This is a genomic window from Blastococcus sp. SYSU D00813, assembly GCF_054050735.1.
Window position 1 is genome coordinate 37247 of the sequence record NZ_JBJGZX010000026.1, and the last position, 24429, is coordinate 61675.

Genomic DNA, 24429 nt, shown 5'->3' on the forward strand with positions numbered 1-24429 from the left:
CCGCCCGCACCTCCCGCGCGAGATCTGCACACTCGGGCCTCTGCGGCCCAGGAAACGCCCGAGTGTGCAGATCTCGCGGACCACGACCAGGGTGGGAGGCGTGCCGTCGCCGATGCTCGCCGACCTGCCGCCCCGGGAGGGCTGCCCGAAGCGGATGGTCTTCGGCCCGTGCGGCGGGGTCCGGGCCGACGAGGGCTGCGAGGTCGCCGAGCACCGCTGCGTCTTCGTCGGCGAGCCGCTGGTGGCCTGGCCGGTCGAGCCCCCGCCCGCCCCGGCGCCGCGCCCGGGCAGCCTGCTCGACACCGCCCGCACCCGGCCGGTCGTGCTGACCGACCTCACCGTCGTCCCCTACGACCCGTCGTCGCTGCGGCGCGTGGTCGGCGTGGTCGGCCCGGTCTCCGACGGCCTGCTGATCGGCGAGCACGCCAACCGGCCGGACTTCCCGCCCGCGCTCTTCGCCGCCGAGGTGCACGACGCCGGCGGCCGGCTGTGGACGACGCTGGCCTGCCGCGACCGCAACCGCGTGGTGCTCGAGCAGGAGGTGGCCGCGCTCGCCGCGCTGGGGGTGGACGGTGTCCTGTGCGTCACCGGCGACGCCCGCGGCCCCGGCGTCCGCCCGGGCGCCACGCAGGTCTTCGACCTCGACGGGCCCCGCCTGGCGGCGCTGGCGACGTCCGCCGGCCTGGCGGTCGCCGTCCCCGAGTCGCCCGCGGCCCCGCCGGTGGACCTGCGCCCGGCCCGCGTGGCGCAGAAGCAGCGCGCCGGGGCGCAGGTCTGCGTGCTCAACCACGTGCGCACGCCCGCCGAGGTCGCGCGGTTCGTCGCCGCCGCACGCGCCGCCGGCGCCACGCTGCCGTTCGTCGCCGCGGTCGCCGTCTACGCCGACGAGCGCTCGGCACGGGTGCTGCAGCGCTTCCCCGGCCTGCACCTGGACGACGACGTGGTCGAGCAGGTGCTCGCCGCGGCCGATCCGCGCGAGGCGGGCATCGCCGCCGCCGTCGCCGAGGCCCGCGCGCTCCTCGCGGTCGAGGGGGTGGCCGGGGTCAACCTCTCCGGTCTCGCGTCGGCCGACGGGGAGGACGCCGGGGCGCGGGTCAAGGCCGAGGTCGCGGCCCGGATCAGGGAGGAGCACGGTGGCTGACATCGAGCCGGAGGCGATGGAGGCCGAGTTCGGCACGGTCGCCGGGTGGACCGAGGAGGCGGTGCGGGCGCTCGGCCCGGAGCACGCGATCCCGGCCGGCTGCCGGGGCAGCGGCAGCGAGGGCGCCCTGCGCTGGCTGGCCGACGGGCTCGCCCTGCGGCCCGGCGCCCGGGTGCTGGACGACGGCGCCGGCGTCGGCGGCCCCGCGGGCTGGCTGGCGGCCGAGCGCGGCGTGCGGCCGGTCTGCGCCGAGCCGATGGCCGAGGCGGTGCGCGCGTCGGCACGCCTGTTCGGCCTGCCCGCCGTGGTGGCCACGGCCCAGCAGCTGCCGTTCGCCGACGGGACGTTCGACGCCGCCTGGTGCCTGGGGGTGCTGTGCACGACGCCGGACAAGGCCGCCGTCCTGTCCGAGCTGCGCCGGGTGGTGGCCGACGGGGGCCGGGTGGGCCTGCTGGTCTTCGTCGCCGTCCGGCCGCTGCCGCCGCCGCTGCCCGAGGGCAACGTCTTCCCGTCCGAGGACGAGCTGACGGGGCTGCTGGCCGGCGCGGGGCTGCGGCTGGACCGCACCGGCCGGGCCGACCTCTCCGACAGCCCCGCGGAGTGGTCCGAGCGGGCCGACGCCGTCGACGCCGAGGTCGAGCGCCGGCACGGGGACGACCCGGCGTGGGCGGAGGCGCAGGAGCAGTCCCGCCGGGTGGGCCGGCTGCTCTCCGACGGCGCGCTGGTCCCCTGGCTGGGTCTCGCCACGGCCACCTGACGCGTCGAGGGACCGGAGGTCGCGGTCTCGAAACGCGCGGGACACACGACCGAACTACGGTCCCGGCCATGGCGGACCTCTTCGACGGCTACCCGCTGGGGCAGCAGTGGGACGAGATGTTCGGGAGGCCGGCCGAGCCCCGGGCGGCCTACGCCGGGCTGTTCACCTCGCTGCAGCCGATGGCGGGGGAGGAGCTGTCCGCCCGCGCCGACCTGCTCTCCCAGACCTACCGCGACGCCGGGGTCACGTTCGCCCACGCCGGCGAGGAGCAGCCGTTCCCGCTCGACATCGTGCCTCGGGTCATCGGCGCCGAGGAGTGGGACGTCATCGAGCGCGGCGTCGCCCAGCGGGTGCACGCGCTGGAGGCCTTCCTCGCCGACGTCTACGGCGCCGGCCAGGTGTTCGCCGACCGGGTCGTGCCGCGCAGCGTCGTCACCACCAGCGCGCACTTCCACCGGCAGGCGCACGGGCTGGTGCCGCCCAACGGCGTGCGCGTGCACGTCTCCGGCATCGACCTGGTCCGCGACGAGGCCGGCGACTTCCGCGTGCTCGAGGACAACCTGCGCTCGCCCTCGGGCGTCAGCTACGTCATCACCAACCGCGCGGCCATGAGCCAGGTGCTGCCGGAGCTGTTCGCCGACCACCGCATCCAGCCGGTCGACGACTACCCGACCCGCCTGCTGGCCGCGCTCAAGGCCTCCGCGCCGGCCAACGTCGCCGACCCGACGGTCGTCGTCCTCACCCCGGGCGTCTACAACTCCGCCTACTTCGAGCACGCCCTGCTGGCCCGCCAGATGGGCGTCGAGCTGGTCGAGGGCCGCGACCTGGTGTGCGCGGGCAACCAGGTGAGCATGCGGACGACGGACGGGCAGCGCCGCGTCGACGTCGTCTACCGGCGGATCGACGACGAGTTCCTCGACCCGGTGCACTTCCGCCCCGACTCGGTCATCGGCTGCGCCGGCGTCCTCAACGCCGCCCGCGCCGGCCGGGTCACGATCGCCAACGCGGTGGGCAACGGCGTCGCCGACGACAAGCTGCTCTACACCTGGGTGCCCGACCTGATCCGCTACTACCTCGGCGAGGAGCCGGTGCTGGCCAACGCGGAGACCCACCGGCTCGACGACGAGGACACCACCCGCTGGGTGCTCGACCGGCTCGACCAGCTGGTGCTCAAGCCGGTCGACGGCTCCGGCGGCAAGGGCATCGTCATCGGCCCTCGGGCCGACGAGCGGACGCTCACCGACCTCGCCGCGAAGGTGCGCGCCCGGCCGCGCGACTGGATCGCGCAGAAGCCGATCGGCCTGTCGACCTGCCCCACGCTGATCGGCGGCCGGATCGCGCCCCGGCACGTGGACCTGCGCCCGTTCGCCATCAACGACGGCGACCGGGTGTGGGTGCTGCCCGGCGGCCTCACCCGGGTCGCGCTGCCGGAGGGCGAGCTGGTGGTCAACTCCAGCCAGGGCGGCGGGTCGAAGGACACCTGGGTGCTCAGCCACCCCCGCCCGGCCAGCGAGCCCGAGGAGGTGCCGGAGCTGACCCGCATCGAGTTCACCACCGCCGACCTGCCCGACGACCCGCCCGCGCAGGACCCGGGGCCGCTCAACGACACCGCCGTCGGCCAGTCCCAGCAGCAGCAGCAGTCGGAGGACCCCTCCCCCCTCAGCGCTCCCGAGCTCGCGCCGAGCCTCGGGGAGGGGCCGGACGGCTGGTCGAGTCCGGGAGCGACGGGAGCGTCTCGATGCTGAGCCGGATCGCGGAGTCGCTCTTCTGGATCGGCCGCTACGTCGAGCGCGCCGACGACACCGCCCGCATCCTCGACGTGCACACCCAGCGGCTGGTCGAGGACCCGTGGATCGACGAGCGCCGGGCCTGCGCCAACCTGCTGGCGCTGATGGGCTCGCCCTGCCCGCCGGAGGAGGCCGACACCGAGCGGGTGCTGGCCACGCTGGCGTTCGAGCGCGACAGCCCCAGCTCGATCGTCGGCGCGCTGTCGGCGGCCCGGGAGAACGCCCGCGGCGCCCGCGAGGTGCTCTCCGGGGAGATCTGGGAGTCGCTGAACGTCACCCACAACGCCCTGCCGCAGCAGCGCACGATGGCCCGCCGGTACGGGCCGCACTCGCTGTTCCGGTTCGTCCGCGAGCGCTCGGCGATGGTCTTCGGCCTGGCCGACTCCACGATGAGCCGCGACGAGAGCTGGCTGTTCCTGGTGCTCGGCCGGTCGCTGGAGCGGGTGGACATGACCGCCCGGATCATCTCCACCCGGGTGCTCGCCGGGGACGCCGCGCCGTCCTGGACGCTGGTGCTCCGCTCCACCGGCGCCTACGAGCCCTACCTGCGCACCTACCGCGGGGTGGTGGACTCCAGCCGCGCCGCGGAGTTCCTCCTGCTGGACCGGCTGTTCCCGCGGTCGGTGTTCGCCGCGCTGGACCAGGCCGAGAGCTGCCTGGCCGAGCTGGAGCGCAGCACCGTCCGCGACGCCACCCGCATCGGCGTCGCGGGTGAGGCGCACCGCATCGTCGGCCGGGCCCGCACGCTGCTGGAGTACATGAGCACGCCGGAGCTGCTGTCCCGGCTCCCCGCCCGGCTGGAGGAGCTCCAGCGCACCTGCTCGGCGGCCAGCGCCGCGGTCAGCGAGCGGTTCTTCACCGAGCAGGCGCCGCAGGTGTGGGTGCCCGAGGGGGTCGCCTGATGGAACAGCTGCAGGCCCAGCAGGTCCCCGCGCACGGGCAGGCCGGCCGCCCGCCGTCGTCCCGCTGGCGGCTGCAGGTGGTGCACCGCACCCGGTTCTCCTACGCCGGCCGGGTCCGCTCCTCCTACAACGAGGCGCGGCTGACGCCGGAGAACAGCACCCGGCAGACGACGCTGCGCTCCCGCGTGGAGATCGAGCCGGCGGCCACCGCCTACGCCTACCGCGACTACTGGGGCTCCACGGTGACCGCGTTCGACCTGCACTCCCCGCACGAGGAGCTGGTGGTCACCGGCACGTCGATCGTCGAGGCCGGGCCCGAGCCGGCCGGCCACGAGCACGTCGGCTGGGCGGCGCTGCGCGGCGCCGAGGTGCGCGACCAGTACGGGGAGCTGCTGAGCCCCACCCCGCTGACCGCGGTCGACGACGAGGTGGTGGCGGAGGCCCGCGCCGTCGTCGGCGACCTGCCGCCGCACGAGTCCGCCGCCGCGCTGTGCCGGCACGTGCGCGAGCACATGGAGTACCTCTCGGGCGCCACCCACGTGAAGACCACGGCGATGCAGGCCTGGCGGCACCGCAAGGGGGTCTGCCAGGACATCTCGCACGTGACCGTCGGCATGCTCCGGGCGGTGGGGCTGCCGGCGCGGTACGTCTCCGGCTACCTCCACCCCACGCGCGACGCCGCGGTCGGCCGGACGGTCACCGGGGAGAGCCACGCCTGGGTCGAGTGGTGGGACGGCGGCTGGTGCGCCTACGACCCGACCAACTCCGCCGAGGTCGGCACCCGGCACGTGACGCTGGGCCGGGGCCGCGACTACGGCGACGTCTCGCCCTTCCGCGGGATCTTCTCCGGCGCCGGCAGCCAGGGGCACACCGTCACCGTCGAGGTCACCCGCCTCGCCTGAGGCCCGGTCAGGCGTAGTCCCGCAGCAGGCGGGCCACGCCGGTCGGGCCGGCGTCCTCGGCGTCCTCGTCCGGCAGCACCTCGACGCGGTCGGCCAGCCGCGACCGCCACGCGGGCGGGGCGGCGTCGAGCCAGGCGGCACCGGCGTCGGTCAGCCGGCCGTCGCTGCGCAGCGGCGCCCACCCGCGCAGCACGCGCAGCGCCTCGGCGGCGGTGACCAGCACCGAGCCGACGCCGCGGCGGCGGACCGCCGGGTCCACGGTGACGGTGTCGACGATGCCCGAGCGGTTGTACCAGCGGACCTCGCCGATCCGGTCGGCCATCCGGACGCCGGCCGCGGCGACCTCGCGCGGGGTCACCACCACCCCGGGCCGGAACGCGGGGCCGGTGAAGGCCATCAGCGACGTGGCCGGGATGTTGCTGGTGGCGTGGTGCAGCTCGGCGAACCACAGCGGCGGGGCCAGCTCGGCCACGGAGTCGGAGGTGTCGATCCGCAGGACCGTGCCGTCGGTCGCCCGGTAGCGGACGTCGACCAGCCAGCCGGAGGGACGGCGCCCGCGGGACTCGATCGCGGTCATGTCCACCGGGGTGCCGTCGGCGAACCGGTCGGAGTTCACCGCGACCAGCGAGTGCTCCCGCGACGCCGGGCCCCCGTCGGCCATCCGCGCCCACCAGACCGAGGCGGTCACGGGCGGGGTCGGGACCGCGACCAGGTGCGGACGGCCGGCCGGCCGCGACGGCAGGGTGAGGTGCTGCGCGTCCTCGGCGTGGGCGACGGCGGTGGTCATGGCGTCCTCCTGGTGCTGGTGCTGGGCCCGCCGGCGGCGGGGGTGTGCGTCTCCCTGGCGGGAGCCGGCCGGGGGGCCGGTGTCTTGGAGCCTCCGGACCGCGCTTGTGCGCGCCTTGTGGCCGACTGGTGGACCGCTCGGCCCGATGAGGACACCCTCTGCGGCACGGTGTCCCGGGAGCCAGGGGCGGCGGTCCCGGCCTGGTCGGGACCGGTGTCCGGGAGCGGCGATACTGGAGGGGACATGGACAGCGACCGCAGCCGCCGATGAGCGCGCCCCTCAACCTCGTCAACCTGGAGCGGGTGTCCAAGGCACACGGCACGACCGTGCTGCTGGACGACGTCTCCCTGGGCATCGCCGCGGGCGAGCGGATCGGCGTCGTCGGCCGCAACGGCGGCGGCAAGACGACGCTGCTGGAGGTCCTCACCGGCGTCGAGGAGCCCGACTCCGGCCGGGTCACCCGCCGCGGCGACCTGGCGATGGGGGTCCTCGACCAGTCCGGCACCCTCCCGCCGGGGACGACGGTGCGCGACGTCGTCCTCCCCGCGTCGCTGTTCGCCTCCGAGCACGAGTGGGCCGCCGACCCGGCGGTGCGCAGCGTGCTGGCCGGCCTGGAGCTCGACCGGCTCGGCCTGGACAGCCCGGTGGCGCCCATGTCCGGCGGCGAGCGGCGCCGGGTGGCGCTGGCCGCGCAGCTGATCCGCCCGCTGGACCTGCTCGTGCTCGACGAGCCGACCAACCACCTCGACGTCGAGGGCGTCGCGTGGCTCGCCGACTACGTGAAGCGGCGCAGCGGCGGGCTGCTGGTGGTCACCCACGACCGGTGGTTCCTCGACGAGGTGTGCACCACCACGTGGGAGGTCGCCGAGGGCGACGTGCACTCCTACGACGGCGGCTACTCGGCCTACACGCTGGCCCGCGCCGAGCGGGCGCGGATCGCGGCGGTCACCGAGGAGCGCCGGCTGAACCTGGTCCGCAAGGAGCTGGCCTGGCTGCGCCGCGGCCCGCCGGCGCGCACCAGCAAGCCGCGGTTCCGGATCGAGGCGGCCGAGGCGCTGATCGCCGACGAGCCGCCGCCGCGGGAGACCATGGCGCTCAAGGGCTTCGCCGCCCGGCGCCTGGGGAAGACGGTCTTCGACGTCGAGGACGTCGACTACGCGGTGCCGACCCCGGCAGGGACCACGACGAACGCTGTGCCCCGACAACTCTTCAAGGACCTCACCTGGCACGTCGGCCCGGGCGACCGGATCGGCGTCGTCGGCGTCAACGGCGCCGGGAAGACGACGCTGCTGCGGCTGCTGCTCGGCGAGATCGAGCCCGACCGCGGCCGGGTGGTGCAGGGGCAGACCGTCGCGCCGGCGTACCTCTCCCAGCACGTGGCCGAGCTGCCGCCGCGGCTGCGCGTGCTCGAGGCGGTGCAGGAGGTCGCCCGGATCGCGCGGATCGGCAACCAGGAGATCTCGGCGTCCTCGCTGGCCGAGCGCTTCGGCTTCGCCGCCTCCCGGCAGTGGACGCCGGTGGGCGACCTCTCCGGCGGCGAGCGCCGGCGGCTGCAGCTGCTGCGGCTGCTGATGGGTGAGCCGAACGTGCTGGTCCTCGACGAGCCGACCAACGACCTGGACATCGACACGCTGACCGCGCTGGAGGACCTGCTGGACTCCTTCGCCGGCACCGTGCTGGTGGTCAGCCACGACCGGTACTTCGTGGACCGGGTCTGCGACTCGGTCGTCGCGCTCATGGGCGACGGCACGATCGCGGCCCTGCCCGGCGGTGTCGAGGAGTACCTCGCCCGCCGCGCCGCCGGCGAGGCCGCGCTGTCCGGCGGGCACGCCGGCACCGGCGCCCCGGCCGCGGCGGCGGCCTCCGCGGGTCCCAGCGCGGCCGAGGCCCGGGCGGCGAAGAAGGAGGCCGCCCGGCTGGAGCGGCGGCTGGCCAAGCTCGAGGCCGACGAGGCGCGGCTGCACGAGCAGCTCGCCGCCGCGGCGGCCGACTACACCCGGGCCGCCGAGCTCGACGGGCAGCTGCGCGCCGTCCTCGCCGAGAAGGACCAGGTCGAGACCGACTGGCTGGCCGCCGCCGAGCTCGCCGAGGGCTGAGCCGCGACGCCGTCCTCCCGCACCGGAGGGCGTCCTCCCTCGCCGTGTGCGGTGAGGGAGGACGCCCGATGACCAGGTCACCTGATCGTCGCCGGGGTCAGGGGCGCGGGGATCAGGCCGCGACCGCGGCCTCGGCGCGGCGGCGCTGCAGCATCCGCTGGCCGATGACGACCAGCGGGACCGCACCGAACACCGCGAAGCCTGCGTAGAGCAGCGGCTCGAAGGTCAGCAGGGCGGAGGCGACCAGGCAGCCGACGGCCGGCACGAGCAGCCACCAGGAGACGACGCCGGCACGGGCCAGGGCGGCGGTCCCGACGATGGGCCCGATGAGCCCGAAGAGGGTGATGATCCCGACGACGGCGACGCCCGGGTTGGCCTGGACGATGCCGAAGAGGTCCTCGGCCTGGCCGGCGGGCAGCTCGCGGCCGATGGCGGCGGTCCAGTAGTCGTAGAGGACGAAGCCGGCGACGGTGACGTGGCCGAGCGCGGCCATCAGGGCGCCCACCACCGTCGCGACGCTCCCGCGGCGGCCGCGGACCAGCGCGGGGGCGGCCAGCCAGGCCAGGCCCATGAGCAGGTTGCCGTAGTGCAGCAGCACCGCCGAGAGCGTCGTCTGCCCCTCGTCGCGGGCCAGCGAGGCGATGTAGTCGGCGTCGGACGGGGAGTCCCACGGCGGGGAGGTGGCCAGGCCGGCGACGTAGAGCAGCGAGCCGGCGATGAGCGCGCCGCCGGCGATCGGCAGCATCAGCGAGCCGGCGCTGCGGCGCGCGGGGGCCGCGACGGGAGGGGCGGTGGGAGTGGGGGGCATGAAGTCCGTGGTCATGGCGAGAAAGCTAGGAACCCGGCTCTGACCTGCGCGTCCGTCCCGGCGCACCGACCCGGTTCCGCCGCACGGCGGATGGTGGGGGACGCGCCGTCCGTCGTGAGGGGGATCCCGCCGCCGCCGTGCGGCCCCTAGCGTTCCGGGCCATGCCCCGCTGGTCCGCCTCCCCGCACGCCCGCCGCCTGTTCTGGCCGGCGGTCGGCGCGCTGCTGGCCGTGCTCGCGGTCGTCGAGACGGCGATCGACCAGACCTACGGCTTCCCCCTGCACACCTGCCTGCCCGGCGTCGCAGCGGGTGCCGTCGTGGCCGCCTGCGTCCGCCGGCCGGAGCCGGCCGCGGTGGTCGGCGCGTGCACCGTGCTCGGCAACTACGCGCTGGGCACGCCCGGTCCCGGGGGTGCCCAGCTGGTCGGCATGGCGCTGCTGGTCGGGCACGCCGCCGCGGTCCTGCCGCTGCGGCAGGGGATCCGCGCCGCCGCCGTCGCCACGGTGGTGGTCGTGGCCGCCGGGGCGGCGCTCGGGCCGAACGTCTGGGAGGCGATGTTCTACCTACTGGTCACCGGGGTGGCCTGGGGTGTCGGCGTGCTGGTCCGGCAGTCCCGGGAGCGATCCCGGGAGCTGCAGGTGCTCGCCGCCCGGCTGGCCGAGCAGCAGGAGGCGGTCGCGTCGGCCGCCGCGGTGGCCGAGCGCGCCCGGATCGCCCGCGAGGTGCACGACTCGGTGGCGCACTCGGTGAGCGTGATGGTGCTGCAGATGGGCGGCCTGCGGCGGCTGCTGCCGGACCGGCCCGACGCGCAGGAGGTGCTGCGCGGGCTGGAGCGGCTGGGCCGGGAGTCGGTCGACGAGATGCGCCGGGTGGTCGGCATCCTCCGGGAGCAGGCCGACGGGGACCCCGCGCCCCAGCCCTCGCTGTCGCGGCTGGACGCCGTCCTCGACGGGCTGCGCCGCACCGGGATGCCGGTCGAGCTGGAGGTGACCGGCGAGCCCACCGAGCTGCCGCAGCTGGTCGACGTCTCGGCCGTCCGGGTGGTGCAGGAGGCGCTGTCCAACGTCGTCCGGCACGCCGGGGCCGCCGCCACCCGGGTCGAGGTGACCTGGGCGCCGGACCGGGTCACGGTCACGGTCACCGACGACGGCCGCGCCCGCCTGCCGGTCGCCGCGCCCGGCACGGCGCCGGGCGGGCACGGGCAGCTGCACATGCGGGAGCGCGTCGCCGTCGCCGGCGGCACGCTGACGGTCGGGCCGGTCCGCGGCGGCGGGTACCGCGTCCGGGCCTCCTTCCCGGTGCCCGCCGTCGCGCCGGCGGGTGCGGGGGTGCCCGCGTGACGATCCGGGTGGTCCTGGTCGACGACCAGTCGATGATCCGCACCGGGTTGCGGATGGTCCTCGCCGCCGAGCCCGACATCGAGGTCGTGGGGGAGGCCGCCGACGGCGCCGAGGGCGTGGCGGTGGTGACCCGGCTGCAGCCCGACGTCGTGCTGCTCGACGTCCGCATGCCCGGCATGGACGGGCTGGAGGCCGCCCGCCGGATCGTCGCCGCGCAGCTGCCCACGCGGGTGGTCGTGCTGACCACCTTCGACGAGGACGAGTACGTGGCCGCCGCGCTGCGGGCCGGTGTCAGCGGCTTCCTGCTCAAGGTGGCGCCGCCGGAGGACCTGGTGGCGGCCGTCCGCACCGTCGCCTCCGGCCAGGGCCTGCTCGACCCGGCCGTGACGCTGCGGGTCATCGAGTCCTTCGCCGCAGCCCCGGCGGTCGACGCCGCCGCGGCCGGGCGGCTCACCGAGCTGACCGAGCGCGAGACCGACGTCCTGTCGCTGGTGGCCGCGGGGCTGTCCAACGCCGAGATCGCCGCCCGGCTGTACCTCGGTGAGGCGACGGTGAAGACCCACGTGAGCCGGCTGCTGCTCAAGCTCGGCCTGCGCGACCGGGTCCAGGCGGTGGCCTTCGCCTACGAGAGCGGGCTGGTCCGGCCCGGTCGCTGAGCGCCGAGCCGTATACGCCCACCCGGGTAGGATGTCCATACCGCCGGCCGTCGTCCGACCGACGTTCTGTGGTCCCCGAGCCGCCAACGACTCCCGGGAGACCCGTGCTCGCACTGCTGCTCCTCCACCTGCTCGCCGCGCTGCTCGCGCCCGCGTTCGTCCGGTGGTGGGGCAGGCAGGCCTTCGTCGCGCTCGCGCTCGTGCCCGCCGCCGCGTTCGCCTGGGTGCTCGTGCAGCTGTCGGCCGTGCTCGACGGGCGCGAGGTCCGGGAGACCGTCGAGTGGATCCCCGCGCTGGACCTGCAGCTGGCCCTGCGGCTGGACGCGCTCGCCCTGCTGTTCGCCGCGGTCGTCACCGGGGTGGGCGCCCTGGTGCTGCTCTACTGCGCGCGCTACTTCGGCCCCGACGACGAGGGCAACGGGCGGTTCGCCGGCACGCTCACCGCCTTCGCCGGCTCGATGCTCGGCCTCGTCGTCGCCGACGACCTGCTCCTGCTGTACGTGTTCTGGGAGCTGACCACCGTCTTCTCCTTCCTGCTCATCGGCGGCTCCGGGCAGCGGCTGGCCGCCCGCCGCGCGGCCACCCAGGCGCTGGTGCTCACCACCGCCGGCGGGCTCGCCATGCTCGTCGGGCTGGTCCTGGTGGGGCAGGCCAGCGGCTCGTTCCTGCTCTCGGAGGTCGTCGACGCCCCGGGCAGCGGGACGGCGATGACGGTCGGCACCGTCCTGGTGCTCGTCGGCGCGGTCACCAAGTCGGCGATGGTGCCCTTCCACTTCTGGCTGCCCGCCGCGATGGAGGCCCCCACCCCGGTCAGCGCCTACCTGCACGCCGCGGCCATGGTGAAGGCCGGCATCTACCTCGTCGCCCGGCTGGCCCCGGGCCTGGCCGACGTCCCCGGCTGGCGGCCGGTGGTCCTGGGCCTGGGCCTGGCCACCATGCTCGTCGGCGGCTACCGGGCGCTGCGCCAGTCCGACCTCAAGCTGCTGCTGGCCTTCGGCACGGTCAGCCAGCTCGGCTTCCTCATGACCCTGGTCGGCGGGGGCAGCAGCGAGCTCGCCGCCGCCGGCCTGGTCATGACGCTGGCCCACGCGCTGTTCAAGTCCACGTTGTTCCTCACCGTCGGCGTCGTCGACCACGCCACCGGCACCCGCGACCTGCGCAAGCTGTCGGGCCTCGGCCGGCGGCTGCCGGTGCTGGCCGCCGTCGGCGGGCTGGCCGCGGCGTCGATGGCCGGGCTGCCCCCGCTGCTGGGGTTCGTCGGCAAGGAGGCGGCGTTCACCGCGCTGCTCGACGGCGGCCTGCCCGACCGCACCGCCGCCACCGTCGTCCTCGTCGGGCTGGTGGTCGGGTCGGCGTTCACGGCCGCCTACACCGCCCGGTTCGTGTGGGGGGCCTTCGCCCGCAAGCCCGGGCTGGACGACACCGAAGCGCACGCCCCGGGGGCGCTGTTCCTCGCCGCGCCCGTCGTGCTGTCGCTGGTGGGCCTGCTCGCCGGTCCCGCCAGCCCGCTGCTGGACCCGCTCGTCGCCGCCCACGCCGAGACGCTGCCGCTGCTCGCGGCCGAGACCGAGCACCTCGCGCTCTGGCACGGCTGGCAGCCGGCGCTGGCCCTGTCGGCGCTCACGATCCTGGCCGGCGGCGCGCTGTTCGTGCTGCGCGGCGCGGTGACCCGGGTGCAGCGCCGGCTGGCCGTCGGGGCCTCGGCCGACGAGGGGTACTGGAACGTCGTCCAGGGCCTGGACCGGCTCTCGGTGCTGGTCACCGGCACCACCCAGCGCGGGTCGCTGCCGGCCTACCTCGGCACCATCCTCGTCGCGCTCCTCGCCCTGCCCGGCACGGTCCTGCTCACGCAGGCGCCCTGGCCGGGGGAGTGGCGGGCCTGGGACACCCCGGTGCAGGCCGCGGTCGGCGTCGTGGTGGTCACCGCCGCGGCGCTCAGCCTGCGCATCCGCCAGCGGCTGTCGGCGGTCCTCGTCGTCGGCGTCACCGGGTACGGCACCGCGGTCCTGTTCGCCCTGCAGGGCGCGCCGGACCTGGCACTCACCCAGTTCCTCGTCGAGACGCTGACCCTCGTCGTCTTCGTGCTCGTGCTGCGCAAGCTGCCCAAGGACATCGGCGAGCGGCACCGGCCGCGCGAGCGCGCGGTGCGCGGTGTCGTGGCCGTCGCCGTCGGCGCCTTCATGGCCGTGGTGGGCGCGGTGGTGATGAGCGCCCGCACCGCGACCCCGGTGTCGGTCGACTACCCGGACGAGGCCTACGACTTCGGCGGCGGGCAGAACATCGTCAACGTCACGCTCGTCGACATCCGCGCCTGGGACACCCTCGGCGAGATCTCGCTGCTGGTCGTGGCCGCGACCGGGGTGGCCAGCCTGGTCTTCCTGCGCCGGCGGACCGGCGGGGTCGAGCGCGCCGACCGGGCCGACCTGACCGAGGGCGGACGGCGGCCGCGCTGGCTGGCCGCCGCGGCCACGGTCGACCCCGCCCGGCGCTCGGTGGTGCTCGAGGTGGTCACCCGGATCCTCTTCCACACGATCCTTGTCTTCTCCGTCTACCTGCTGTTCTCCGGCCACAACGACCCCGGCGGCGGGTTCGCCGGGGGCCTGGTCGCCGGGCTGGCGCTGGTGCTGCGCTACCTCGCCGGCGGCCGCTACGAGCTCGGCGAGGCGGCCCCGGTCGCCCCCGGTGTCCTGCTGGGCGCGGGCCTGCTGTTCGCCGGCGGGACCGGCGTCGGCGGCCTGCTGGCCCGGGGCGAGGTGCTGCAGACGGCGATCCTCGAGGCGACGCTGCCCGTCCTCGGCGACGTCAAGCTCGTGACCTCGCTGTTCTTCGACATGGGCGTCTACCTGATCGTCGTCGGCCTCGTGCTCGACGTGCTGCGCAGCCTGGGCGCGGAGCTGGACCGGCAGGAGGACGAGGACGACCCGATCGAGTTGAACGAGGGAGAGGTGGTCGTGCGATGACCCCCACGGTCGTGCTGTCGGTGGTCATCGGCGGCCTCTACGCCGCCGGCGTCTACCTGCTGCTGGACCGCAGCCTCACCCGGGTGCTGCTCGGCTTCCTGCTGCTGGGCAACGCGACGAACCTGCTGCTGCTGTCCGCCGGGGGTGCCGCCGGCCTCGCGCCGATCCTGGGTGTGTCCGACCCCGAGGACATGAACGACCCGCTGCCGCAGGCGCTGATCCTCACGGCCATCGTCATCACCTTCGGCGTCTCGGCCTTCGTGCTGGCGATGATCCACCGCTCCTGGCGGCTGGTCCGCCAGGAGGTGGTCGGCACCGACGAGGAGGACCGGCGGGTCGCGGCCCGCACGGGGACCGACGCCGACGAGCTCGACCCCGACGACCTCGCCCCGGCCGACCGCCCGGCCGGGCACGCCGACAGCCTGCCCGCCGGGAAGGGCGCGGTGGAGCTGCCCGCCGACGACGTCGACCTGCCGGCGGGTGCGCGGTGACCAGCGTCCTCGCGCCCCTGCCGGTCCTCCTGCCGCTGCTGGGCGCCGCCGGTGCGCTGCTGCTGGCCTCCCACCCGCGGGGGCAGCGCACGCTGAGCATCGTCGTCCTCGCCGTCGTCGTGGCGGTGTCGGTGACGCTGCTGCTGATGGCCGACGGCGACGGGCCGACCGCGGTCGCCGTGGGCGGCTGGCCGGTCCCGCTGGGCATCGTGCTCGTCGTCGACCGGTTGTCGGCGCTGATGCTCGTGGTCGCCTCGACGGTGGCGCTGGGGGTGCTCGTCTTCGCCGTCGGCCAGGGGTCGGCCGACCGGGACGAGGACACCCCGCTGTCGATCTTCCACCCGACGTTCCTGGTGCTGGTGGCCGGTGTGAGCAACGCCTTCCTCGCCGGCGACCTGTTCAACCTGTACGTCGGCTTCGAGATCCTGCTGATGGCCAGCTACGTGCTGCTGACCCTCGGCGGCACCGCACCGCGCATCCGCGGCGGGATCACCTACGTGATCGTCAGCCTGACCAGCTCGATCATCTTCCTGGCCGCCATCGGGCTGGTGTACGCCGCGACCGGGACGGTCAACATGGCCGACCTGGCGCTGCGGCTGGCCGACCTGCCCGAGGGCACCCAGACCCTGCTGCAGTCGATGCTGCTCATCGCCTTCGGCATCAAGGCCGCGGTGTTCCCGCTGTCGGCCTGGCTGCCCGACAGCTACCCCACCGCGCCGGCGCCGGTGACGGCCGTCTTCGCCGGGCTGCTCACCAAGGTCGGCGTCTACGCGATCATCCGCACCCAGACGCTGCTGTTCCCCGGCGGTGCGCTCGACGACCTGCTGATGTGGGCGGCGCTGGCCACGATGGTGATCGGCATCCTCGGCGCGGTGGCCCAGACCGACCTGCGCCGGCTGCTGTCGTTCACGCTGGTCAGCCACATCGGCTACATGGTGTTCGGCATCGCCCTGGCGACGACGGCGGGGCTGGCCGGCGCGATCTTCTACGTGGCCCACCACATCGCCATCCAGACGACGCTGTTCCTCGTCGCCGGGCTGGTCGAGCGGCAGGGCGGCACCACCTCGATCGACCGGCTGGGCGGGCTGGCCCGGCGCTCGCCGCTGCTGGCGCTGCTGTTCTTCGTGCCGGCGATGAACCTCGCCGGCATCCCGCCGCTGTCGGGCTTCATCGGCAAGCTGGGACTGCTGCAGGCCGGCGTCGCGGAGGGCAGCGTCGCGGCGTACGTGCTGGTCGCCGGCGGCGTCGTGACCAGCCTGCTGACCCTGCTCGCCGTCGCCCGCGTGTGGACCCGGGCGTTCTGGCGCCCGCCGACGCAGGCGCCGGCCGACGACACGGCGGCGGCGGCCGCCGCGGACGCCGGGCCGTCGGGGGGCAGCGGGCCCGTGGACGCCTCGGGCGACGGCGCGCTCACCGCCCGGCAGGCCGCGTGGCGGCGGCACGCCCGCGTGGCCACCGCAGCCGACCCGGACATCGCGCCCGCGGCCGGCGCGGTGCGGGCCCTGCGACCGCTGCCGCGGGCCATGGTGGCCGCGGCCGCCGCCCTCGTCGCGGTCACCGTCGCCCTCACCGGGGTCGCCGGCTTCCTGTACGGCCTGGCCGACCGCGCCGCCGGCGACCTGGTCGAGCGCACGCCCTACATCGACGCGGTGTTCGACGCCCCGGCCGCGGAGGACGCGCAGTGAGCCGGCTCGCGAGCGCACCCGAGCGGCTCCGCAGCGCCGACCGGGCGCCGTCCCGGCTGCGCCACCAGCTGCCGCTGCTGCTCTGGCTGGTCCTGGTGTGGAACCTGCTGTGGGGCACCTGGTCGTGGGCCAACCTGCTCTCCGGCGCGGCGGTCGCGCTGCTGGTGACGGTGCTGCTGCCGCTGCCCAGCGTCACCGGTGGCACCCGGGTCCGGGTGGTGCCGCTGCTGCGCTTCCTCGGGCACTTCGTCCTGGACCTGCTGGTCTCCGCCGCGCAGGTGGCCTGGCTGGCGCTGCGCCCGGGGCCGCAGCAGCGGTCGGCGATCGTGCGGGTGCAGCTGCGCACGGACTCGGACCTGCTGCTCACGATGGTGGCCGAGGCGCTGTCGCTGGTGCCCGGCTCGCTGGTCCTCGACCTCGACCGGGAGGAGCGCAGCATCACCGTGCACCTGCTGCACGTGCGCGACAGGGACCACGTGGAGCGGGAGCGGGCCGACGTCCTGGTGGTGGAGGACCGGCTGGTCCGGGCCTTCGGGTCGCCGGAGGACGTCGCGGCGCTGGAACGCGACCTCGAACGCCGCGGCCGCTCCGTGGGGGAGGTGGTCCCGTGACCGTCGTCGGCTACGTCCTGTACGGCTTGATCGGCGGGGGAGCGCTGCTCGCGCTGGTCCGGCTGGCGCGGGGGCCGTCGTTGCTGGACCGCGTCGTCGCCACCGACACGCTGCTGGTGATCATCTCGGCCGGGCTGGCCGTCTACGCCGCGCTGGAGCGGGACCCGACCGTGGTGCCGGTGCTCGTCGTCGTCTCGCTGCTGGCCTTCGTCGGCTCGGTGTCGATCGCCCGCTACGTGGGCGGGATGCTGCTGCAGTCGTCCACCGGTGACGGCCGGGACCTCGGGCTGCCGGTGGCGGTCGAGGAGCAGGAGGGGGGCCGATGAGCGCCGTCGTGGACGTCGTGGCCTTCGGCTGCCTGCTGGCCGGGGCGTTCCTCTGCCTGACCGCAGGCCTGGGGCTCGTGCGCTTCCCGGACGTGCTGTCGCGGATGCACGCCGGCACCAAGCCGCAGGTGCTGGGGGTGCTGCTGGTGATGGTGGGCGCCGCGATCCGGCTGCACGGCTGGTCGGCGACGTGGATGCTGCTGCTGGTGGCCGCGTTCCAGCTGCTCACCGCGCCGGTCAGCGCGCACATGATCAGCCGGGTGGCCTACAAGCGCCGGCACGTGCGGCGGGACCTGCTGCTGGTCGACGAGTACGGCGGCGGGACGGCCACCGAGCGGCTGTACATCGGTGACGAGCCCGGTGACGCGCCGCCGGAGGACCCCGAGGTCGCGGTCGCCGAGCACGTGGTCGACGAGGGCCCGGCCAGGGACGCCCCGCGCGGCTGACCGCGCGGGGCGCCCGGTGGCTCAGCGCTGGGCGCGGTTGACCGCCGACACGACCGCCCGCAGCGAGGCGGAGACGATGTTGGGGTCGATCCCGACGCCCCACAGCACCCGGTCGCCGACGGCGCACTCGACGTAGGCGGCCGCGCGGGCGTCGCCGCCGGCCGACAGCGCGTGCTCGGTGTAGTCGAGCACCCGGACGTCGACGTCCAGGCTGCGCAGCGCGTCGACGAAGGCCGCGATCGGGCCGTTGCCGCGGCCGTCGATGGTCACCGGGACGCCGTCGTCGACGATCTCCACGACCATCTCGTCGAGCTGCTCGCCGTGGGCGGTGTGGCGGTGACCGGCGAGGGAGAACCGGCCCCACGGCGCGGCCGGGTCGGGCAGGTACTCGCTGCTGAAGGCCGCCCACATCTGCTGGGCGGTCACCTCGCCGCCCTCGTCGTCGGTGTGCCGCTGGATCACGCCGCTGAACTCGATCTGCAGCCGCCGCGGCAGGTCCAGCTGGTGCTCGGTCTTCATGATGTAGGCGACGCCGCCCTTGCCGGACTGGCTGTTCACGCGGATGACGGCCTCGTAGCTGCGGCCGACGTCCTTGGGGTCGATCGGCAGGTACGGGACCGCCCAGGGCATCTCCTCGACCGGCTTGCCGGCGACGGCGGCGTCGGCCTCGAGGGCCTTGAAGCCCTTGTTGATCGCGTCCTGGTGGGACCCGGAGAAGGCGGTGTAGACCAGGTCGCCGCCGTAGGGGTGCCGCTCGTGCACGCCCAGCTGGTTGCAGTACTCGACCGTGCGGCGGATCTCGTCGATGTCGGAGAAGTCGATCTGCGGGTCGATGCCCTGGCTGAACAGGTTCAGGCCCAGGGTGACCAGGCAGACGTTGCCGGTGCGCTCCCCGTTGCCGAACAGGCAGCCCTCGATGCGGTCGGCGCCGGCGCGGTAGCCCAGCTCGGCGGCGGCGACGGCGGTGCCGCGGTCGTTGTGCGGGTGCAGGCTCAGGACGACGGCCTCGCGCCGGCCCAGGTTGCGGTGCATCCACTCGATCTGGTCGGCGTAGACCGTGGGCTCGGCCATCTCGACGGTGGCCGGCAGGTTGAGGATCGTCGGCCGGTCGACGGTGGGCTCCCACACGTCGGTGACGGCGTTGCACACCTCGACGGCGAACTCGAGCTCGGTGCCGGTGAACGACTCCGGCGAGTACTCGAAGCGGATCTCGGTGTCGCGCATCTGCTCGGCCAGCTTGCGGACCAGCTGGGCCCCGTGGACGGCGATGTCGACGATCCCCGCGCGGTCGGAGTTGAAGACGACCCGGCGCTGCAGGGTGCTGGTCGAGTTGTAGAGGTGCACGATCGCCTGCTTGGCGCCGCGCAGGGACTCGTAGGTGCGCTCGATCAGCTCGTCGCGGGCCTGGGTGAGGACCTGGATGGTGACGTCGTCGGGGACCAGGTCGTCCTCGATCAGCTGCCGGACGAAGTCGAAGTCGGTCTGGCTGGCCGCCGGGAAGCCGACCTCGATCTCCTTGTAGCCCATCCGTACCAGCAGCTCGAACATCCGCCGCTTGCGGTCGGGGGTCATCGGGTCGATCAGGGCCTGGTTGCCGTCGCGCAGGTCGACGGCGCACCAGCGCGGGGCCACGGTGGTGACCTTCTCCGGCCAGGTGCGGTCGGGCAGCTCGACCGGGGTGAAGGGCGCGTACCGGCCGAACGGCATGGGGGAGGGCCGCTGCGGGTTGCGGGCGTGCGGGTGGCTCTCGTGCATGGTGGGTGCTCCTCGGGCGCGGGCTGGACTCAGCTCCGGTGGGGGCGGTCAGCAGGCGCCTGGGACGCACACGGTCACGGCGGGACACCGCGGCGAGGGGGCCGACCTAGGAGAGGGCCTCGCCGCGGCGGGTAAGCAGGAGGCTGCCGCGCACACGACCACGGTAGCAGCGCCTCAGCCGAGGTCGCACCGACACCCGCACTCGTCGGCGTGTGCCGGACGGGTGCCGGCCTCGTCCTCCGGGCACTCCGGCGGGCAGTCGCACACCCAGGCGGGCAGCGGCGGCAGCTCGCCGGCGTCCCGCCGGCGCTCCCACTCGTCCCGCGCCGCCTGCCAGGCCACCTGCTGCCGCGCGGCCCGCCGTTCCGCCGGCGAGTCGCCCGGGCGCGGCACGAGGTGGTCGTCCGGCGTCCCGCGGCGGACGCGGGCCGAATCGCGCCTCGACCGGTCGCGGTCGAACGTGTACCAGGCCCGCGGTCGGCTGTAGCGGTGCGCGTCGTGCCACCAGCCCTCATCGGCGTACCGCATGTCGAGGTGGGCCGGGAACCTGCGGCCCGCCATGTCGCGCACCGCGTCGTCGGTCATGCCGGCGACCTCGGCCCCGTCGGCATCGGCGAGCGCCAGTCGCAGGCCGGCCAGCTCCGCGGCCCGGCTCAACGAGCGGAGGTCCAGCCGGCCGGTGCCTGCCTCGACGTCCCCGACGGCGGACTTCGACACGCCGATCGCGGCGGCCAGCTGGCGCTGCGACAGGTCAGCGCGCCGTCGGATGCGGCGCAGCAGCCCCGCCACGTCGATGTCGTCCACGGCCTGGAGTCTCGGTCCGGTCAGCCCCGGCAGGGACTCGATGTGTGCCTCTGTGGAAGCTCGTGCTCTGCCCCCAGGCGCGGGCAGAGCACGAGCTGTCCGGAGGTGTATGGCCGGGGGCGCCCTTCGTGCTCTGCCCTCGGGGGCGGGCAGAGCACGAGCTCGCTGGGGGGACATGTGCCGACGGTGGCCGGGCCGGCCCGGCCGGCAGCGCGTCAGAACTGCTTGCGCAGGCGGAGCTTGAGGGGGCGGCCGTCGGGGTCGTCGAGCAGGCGGTAGACCGGCGTCGCCCAGAGCCGGGTGGCCAGCGAGAGCTTCTCCGGCGCGTGGCGACGCAGGCGGCCGCGCGGGCGGGGACCGACCCGGCCACCGGCGTGCCAGGCGTCGAGCGCCTCGGCCGCCGCCTCCAGCGTCGTCACGAAGGCCTCGGGGTCGAGCAGGTCGTCGTCCTCGGCCCCGTGCGGGTCGCGGTCGGTGTGCTCCCGGGCCAGCCGGAGCCGCAGGTCCCGGGCGAAGACGCGCGCGCCGTCACCGCCGCCGCCGGGGTCGCGGGGTTCCCGCTCGTCGCGGGTGGTGTCGAGGACGGCGCTGGAGAGCTCGCTGTCGTGGGTCCACGACCGCCGGTTGAAGTTGTCGCTGCCGACGCTGGCCCACACGTCGTCCACCACGCAGACCTTGGCGTGCACGTAGACCGGCGTCCCCTCGTGGTTCTCCACGTCGAAGACGTGCACCCGGTCCGGGCCCGCCTCCCGGCACAGCTCCAGGGCCTGCCACCGGCCGACGTACTGCGGCCGCTGCGCGAACGCGCCGTCCTGGTCCGGCACCCGCGGCACCACGACCACCAGGTGCAGGTCCTCGTGCGCCCGCAGCGCGTCGGCGAACAGCTGGGCGACCTCGGCCGACCACATGTACTGGTCCTCGAGGTAGATGAGCCGCCGCGCCCGTTCGATCGCCTTCGTGTAGCCGCGCGCCACCGACCGCTCGCCCTGCGGGGCGAACCGGTAGGGCGGCCGGATGGCCGGATAGGTCCGCAGGTTCTGCACCACCATGGGGCCGCACGGCGGCGGGGGCGGCAGCTGCGGCGGCAGCGGGTCACCGTGCGTCCTGTTGCCGTGCAGCTTGTCGAACACCCAGGCGATGGGGTGGTCGGTGTCGGCGTCGTTCGGGTCGTCCCACCGCTCGCGGAACACGGTGTCGAGCACGTGCACCGCAGGCCCGCGCAGCTCCAGCTGGACGTCGTGCCACGGCGGGGTCGGTCCGTAGGCCGCGGACATCGCCAGGGGCTGCGGGTCGCCGCGGTGCTCGGCGTCGTCGCGCCGCGCGTGGCACAGGTCGATCCCGCCGACGAACGCCACGTCCCGCGCGGGGTCCTGGTCGTGCCGCAGGACGACCAGCTTCTGGTGGTGCGAGCCGAAGCGGCGCACCCGCTGGTCGAGGATCACCTCGCCGCCGCCGTGCTCGACCTCCCGGTCCAGCGCGCGGTTCTCCTCCTTGCTGAACGACGCCCGGTCCATGTGCGAGCGCCACACCAGCCCGCGCACCGTCACGCCGCGGCGCACCGCCTCGGTGAACAGCTGCGCGACGGTCGGCCCGCCCGGCCGCAGCAGCTCGTCGGGGTCGCCACGCCAGTCGGTGAAGAAGAGGTGGTCGCCCTCGTCGAGCTGCTCGACACACGCGACCAGCCGGTCGAAGTACTCGACGCCGTGCACCAGCGGCGTGCACAGGTTCCCCGCCGTCCAGCGGGGCACGGCGGTCGCCGGGTTGCCCCGTTCCTCGGCGCTGAGCAGCCACCGTTCGGGATCCTCCACCGGGCGACGGTAGCCTGTGGACCCGTGGCCCTCGTCGTCCAGAAGTACGGCGGCTCCTCCGTCGCCTCCGCCGCGCACATGAAGCGCGTCGCCGAGCGGATCGTGGCCGCCAAGAAGGACGGCAACGACGTCGTCGTGGTGGTCTCCGCGATGGGGGACACCACCGATGAGCTGCTGGACCAGGCGGCCCAGATCACCGACGACCCGCCCGGTCGCGAGCTCGACATGCTGCTGACCGCCGGCGAGCGCATCTCCATGGCGCTCCTGGCGATCGCGATCAGCACGCACGGCTACGAGGCGCGGTCGTTCACCGGCTCGCAGGCCGGCGTCATCACCACGTCCAGCCACGGCAAGGCGCGGATCATCGACGTGACGCCGGGCCGGCTGCGCTCGGCGCTCGACGAGGGCTCGATCGTCATCGTCGCCGGCTTCCAGGGCGTCAGCCAGGACACCAAGGACGTCACGACGCTCGGCCGCGGCGGCTCGGACACCACCGCGGTCGCCGTCGCCGCCGCGCTCGAGGCCGACGTCTGCGAGATCTACACCGACGTCGACGGCGTGTTCACCGCCGACCCGCGGATCGTCCCCAACGCCAAGCGGCTGGACACGATCACCTACGAGGAGATGCTGGAGCTGGCCGCCTCGGGCGCCAAGGTCCTCATGCTCCGCTGCGTCGAGTACGCCCGCCGCTACGGCATCCCCGTGCACGTGCGCAGCTCCTACTCACAGCTCCCCGGCACGATCGTGACCGGCTCGATGGAGGACCTCCCGGTGGAACAGGCGATCATCACGGGCGTCGCGCACGACCGCAGCGAGGGCAAGATCACCGTCTACGGGGTCCCGGACCGCCCGGGTGAGGCCGCGCAGCTGTTCCGCGTGCTCGCCGACGCCGAGATCAACATCGACATGATCGTGCAAAACGTGTCGGCCGAGGCCAGCAAGCTCGCCGACATCTCCTTCACGCTGCCCAAGAGCGACGGCCCGGCCGCGCTGGCCGCGCTCGAGAAGGTCAAGCACACCGTCGGCTACACCGACGTGAGCTTCGACCAGCACATCGGCAAGGTGAGCCTGGTCGGGGCGGGCATGCGCTCGCACCCCGGCGTCTCGGCGCGGTTCTTCGGCGCGCTCGCCGACGCCGGCGTCAACCTCGAGCTGATCAGCACCTCGGAGATCCGCATCTCCGTGGTCTGCCGCGACACCGACGTCGACCTCGCCGTCCGCGCGGTGCACGACGCCTTCGACCTCGGCACCGACGAGGCCGAGGCCGTGGTCTACGGAGGGACCGGACGATGAGCATGCGCCCCCTGAACATCGGCGTCGTCGGCGCGACCGGCCAGGTCGGTGCCGCGATGCGCTCCATCCTCGCCGAGCGCGACCTGCCGATCGCCTCGATCCGCTTCTTCGCCTCCGCCCGCTCCGCGGGCAGCACCCTGCCGTGGGGCGACGGCCAGATCACCGTCGAGGACGCCGCCACCGCCGACCCCACGGGGCTCGACGTCGCGCTGTTCTCCGCCGGCGCGACCACCTCCCGCGCCCAGGCGCCCCGCTTCGCCGAGGCCGGCGTGATCGTGATCGACAACAGCTCGGCGTTCCGCAAGGACCCCGACATCCCGCTGGTCTGCAGCGAGGTGAACCCCGGCGACATCGCGAAGGCGCACGGCCGGATCATCGCCAACCCGAACTGCACCACGATGGCGGCGATGCCGGTGCTCAAGCCGCTGCACGACGAGGCCGGCCTCGTCCGCATCGTCGCCAGCACCTACCAGGCGGTCTCCGGTTCGGGCATCGCCGGCGTCCAGGAGCTGCACTCGCAGGTCAAGGCCGTCGTCGACAAGGCCGACGAGCTCGCCTACGACGGCGGCGCGGTCACCTTCCCGGAGCCGCAGAAGTACGTCCGGCCGATCGCGTTCAACGTGCTGCCCATGGCCGGCACCGTGGTCGACGACGGGACCTTCGAGACCGACGAGGAGCAGAAGCTCCGCAACGAGAGCCGCAAGATCCTCGGCATCCCCGACCTGCGCGTGTCGGGCACCTGCGTGCGCGTGCCGGTCTTCACCGGGCACTCGCTGTCGCTCAACGTGGAGTTCGAGCGGCCGCTGAGCGTCGAGCGGGCGACCGAGCTGCTCAGCACCGCGCCGGGTGTCGAGCTGAGCGACGTCCCCAACCCGCTGCAGGCGGCCGGCCGCGACCCGAGCTACGTCGGCCGCATCCGGCAGGACCAGAGCGTCGACGGCGGGCGCGGCCTGGCGCTGTTCGTCAGCAACGACAACCTGCGCAAGGGCGCCGCCCTCAACACGGTCCAGATCGCCGAGCTCATCGCGGCCCAGGGCTGACGGAGTGCGGGAGTGCAGGTCCCCTGCACTCCCG

The 24429-nt window shown here is 74.8% G+C and carries 21 protein-coding genes; 16 read left to right on the forward strand and 5 right to left on the reverse strand.

What is annotated here, in order from left to right:
* The first annotated feature begins 100 nt into the window (after positions 1 to 100).
* From ACI8AX_RS16825 to ACI8AX_RS16845, 5 genes are all read left to right on the forward strand, one after another.
* Positions 101 to 1141 (forward strand): methylenetetrahydrofolate reductase C-terminal domain-containing protein, encoded by a 1041-nt coding sequence (locus ACI8AX_RS16825; protein ID WP_456550984.1) that lies wholly within the window; start codon positions 101 to 103, stop codon positions 1139 to 1141.
* The gene (locus ACI8AX_RS16830) at positions 1134 to 1898 is read left to right on the forward strand and encodes a class I SAM-dependent methyltransferase (RefSeq protein WP_456550985.1); all 765 of its coding nucleotides are present in this window, start codon (positions 1134 to 1136) and stop codon (positions 1896 to 1898) included. The genes ACI8AX_RS16825 and ACI8AX_RS16830 overlap by 8 nt, the downstream gene beginning before the upstream one ends.
* A 68-nt stretch (positions 1899 to 1966) precedes the next feature.
* Positions 1967 to 3643 carry a circularly permuted type 2 ATP-grasp protein gene (locus ACI8AX_RS16835; protein ID WP_456550986.1) on the forward strand — a complete coding sequence of 559 codons (1677 nt, stop codon included), beginning with the start codon at positions 1967 to 1969 and terminating at the stop codon, positions 3641 to 3643.
* Positions 3637 to 4587 carry an alpha-E domain-containing protein gene (locus tag ACI8AX_RS16840; protein WP_456550987.1) on the forward strand — a complete coding sequence of 317 codons (951 nt, stop codon included), beginning with the start codon at positions 3637 to 3639 and terminating at the stop codon, positions 4585 to 4587. Before ACI8AX_RS16835 ends, ACI8AX_RS16840 begins: the two co-directional genes overlap by 7 nt.
* On the forward strand, positions 4587 to 5489 hold the full coding sequence (locus tag ACI8AX_RS16845; protein WP_456550988.1) for a transglutaminase family protein: 903 nt from the start codon (positions 4587 to 4589) through the stop codon (positions 5487 to 5489). Before ACI8AX_RS16840 ends, ACI8AX_RS16845 begins: the two co-directional genes overlap by 1 nt.
* Positions 5490 to 5496: 7 nt before the next feature.
* On the opposite strand, the gene ACI8AX_RS16850 is transcribed toward ACI8AX_RS16845, so the two are convergent.
* Positions 5497 to 6276 (reverse strand): hypothetical protein, encoded by a 780-nt coding sequence (locus ACI8AX_RS16850; protein WP_456550989.1) that lies wholly within the window; start codon positions 6274 to 6276, stop codon positions 5497 to 5499.
* A gap of 266 nt (positions 6277 to 6542) precedes the next feature.
* On the opposite strand from ACI8AX_RS16850, the gene ACI8AX_RS16855 reads away from it, so the two are divergent.
* Positions 6543 to 8372, forward strand: coding sequence for an ABC-F family ATP-binding cassette domain-containing protein (locus tag ACI8AX_RS16855; protein ID WP_456550990.1), 1830 nt, complete (start codon positions 6543 to 6545; stop codon positions 8370 to 8372).
* Positions 8373 to 8484: 112 nt separating this feature from the next.
* Here ACI8AX_RS16855 and ACI8AX_RS16860 read toward each other — a convergent pair whose 3' ends face one another.
* Positions 8485 to 9195 (reverse strand): hypothetical protein, encoded by a 711-nt coding sequence (locus ACI8AX_RS16860; RefSeq protein WP_456550991.1) that lies wholly within the window; start codon positions 9193 to 9195, stop codon positions 8485 to 8487.
* Positions 9196 to 9341: 146 nt separating this feature from the next.
* Here ACI8AX_RS16860 and ACI8AX_RS16865 point away from each other — a divergent pair, with 146 nt between their 5' ends.
* The 8 genes from ACI8AX_RS16865 to mnhG all read left to right on the forward strand — a co-directional run bounded on the left by ACI8AX_RS16865 (position 9342) and on the right by mnhG (position 17695).
* Positions 9342 to 10520 (forward strand): sensor histidine kinase, encoded by a 1179-nt coding sequence (locus ACI8AX_RS16865; protein WP_456550992.1) that lies wholly within the window; start codon positions 9342 to 9344, stop codon positions 10518 to 10520.
* Complete coding sequence (locus ACI8AX_RS16870) at positions 10517 to 11176, forward strand: response regulator (RefSeq protein WP_456550993.1); 660 nt, start codon at positions 10517 to 10519, stop codon at positions 11174 to 11176. The genes ACI8AX_RS16865 and ACI8AX_RS16870 overlap by 4 nt, the downstream gene beginning before the upstream one ends.
* A 104-nt stretch (positions 11177 to 11280) precedes the next feature.
* A complete protein-coding gene (locus tag ACI8AX_RS16875) occupies positions 11281 to 14136 on the forward strand; it encodes a Na+/H+ antiporter subunit A (protein WP_456550994.1) in 2856 nt (951 codons plus the stop codon).
* Positions 14133 to 14627: a Na(+)/H(+) antiporter subunit C gene (locus tag ACI8AX_RS16880; protein ID WP_456550995.1), complete on the forward strand. Its 495-nt coding sequence runs from the start codon at positions 14133 to 14135 to the stop codon at positions 14625 to 14627. Before ACI8AX_RS16875 ends, ACI8AX_RS16880 begins: the two co-directional genes overlap by 4 nt.
* Positions 14624 to 16312 carry a Na+/H+ antiporter subunit D gene (locus tag ACI8AX_RS16885; RefSeq protein WP_456550996.1) on the forward strand — a complete coding sequence of 563 codons (1689 nt, stop codon included), beginning with the start codon at positions 14624 to 14626 and terminating at the stop codon, positions 16310 to 16312. The genes ACI8AX_RS16880 and ACI8AX_RS16885 overlap by 4 nt, the downstream gene beginning before the upstream one ends.
* The gene (locus tag ACI8AX_RS16890) at positions 16309 to 16923 is read left to right on the forward strand and encodes a Na+/H+ antiporter subunit E (RefSeq protein WP_456550997.1); all 615 of its coding nucleotides are present in this window, start codon (positions 16309 to 16311) and stop codon (positions 16921 to 16923) included. The genes ACI8AX_RS16885 and ACI8AX_RS16890 overlap by 4 nt, the downstream gene beginning before the upstream one ends.
* Complete coding sequence (locus ACI8AX_RS16895) at positions 16920 to 17249, forward strand: monovalent cation/H+ antiporter complex subunit F (protein ID WP_456550998.1); 330 nt, start codon at positions 16920 to 16922, stop codon at positions 17247 to 17249. The genes ACI8AX_RS16890 and ACI8AX_RS16895 overlap by 4 nt, the downstream gene beginning before the upstream one ends.
* Positions 17246 to 17695: a monovalent cation/H(+) antiporter subunit G gene (mnhG, locus tag ACI8AX_RS16900; RefSeq protein ID WP_456550999.1), complete on the forward strand. Its 450-nt coding sequence runs from the start codon at positions 17246 to 17248 to the stop codon at positions 17693 to 17695. The genes ACI8AX_RS16895 and mnhG overlap by 4 nt, the downstream gene beginning before the upstream one ends.
* Before the next feature lie 21 nt (positions 17696 to 17716).
* Here mnhG and leuA read toward each other — a convergent pair whose 3' ends face one another.
* From leuA to ACI8AX_RS16915, 3 genes are all read right to left on the reverse strand, one after another.
* The gene (gene leuA, locus ACI8AX_RS16905) at positions 17717 to 19450 is read right to left on the reverse strand and encodes a 2-isopropylmalate synthase (protein ID WP_456551000.1); all 1734 of its coding nucleotides are present in this window, start codon (positions 19448 to 19450) and stop codon (positions 17717 to 17719) included.
* A 174-nt stretch (positions 19451 to 19624) separates the two neighbouring features.
* On the reverse strand, positions 19625 to 20254 hold the full coding sequence (locus ACI8AX_RS16910) for a helix-turn-helix domain-containing protein (RefSeq protein WP_456551001.1): 630 nt from the start codon (positions 20252 to 20254) through the stop codon (positions 19625 to 19627).
* A gap of 215 nt (positions 20255 to 20469) precedes the next feature.
* Complete coding sequence (locus ACI8AX_RS16915; protein ID WP_456551002.1) at positions 20470 to 22062, reverse strand: phospholipase D family protein; 1593 nt, start codon at positions 22060 to 22062, stop codon at positions 20470 to 20472.
* 24 nt (positions 22063 to 22086) lie between these two features.
* On the opposite strand from ACI8AX_RS16915, the gene ACI8AX_RS16920 reads away from it, so the two are divergent.
* Both ACI8AX_RS16920 and ACI8AX_RS16925 read left to right on the forward strand, forming a co-directional pair.
* Complete coding sequence (locus ACI8AX_RS16920; RefSeq protein WP_456551003.1) at positions 22087 to 23355, forward strand: aspartate kinase; 1269 nt, start codon at positions 22087 to 22089, stop codon at positions 23353 to 23355.
* Positions 23352 to 24395 (forward strand): aspartate-semialdehyde dehydrogenase, encoded by a 1044-nt coding sequence (locus tag ACI8AX_RS16925; protein WP_456551004.1) that lies wholly within the window; start codon positions 23352 to 23354, stop codon positions 24393 to 24395. The genes ACI8AX_RS16920 and ACI8AX_RS16925 overlap by 4 nt, the downstream gene beginning before the upstream one ends.
* Positions 24396 to 24429: the final 34 nt, after the last annotated feature.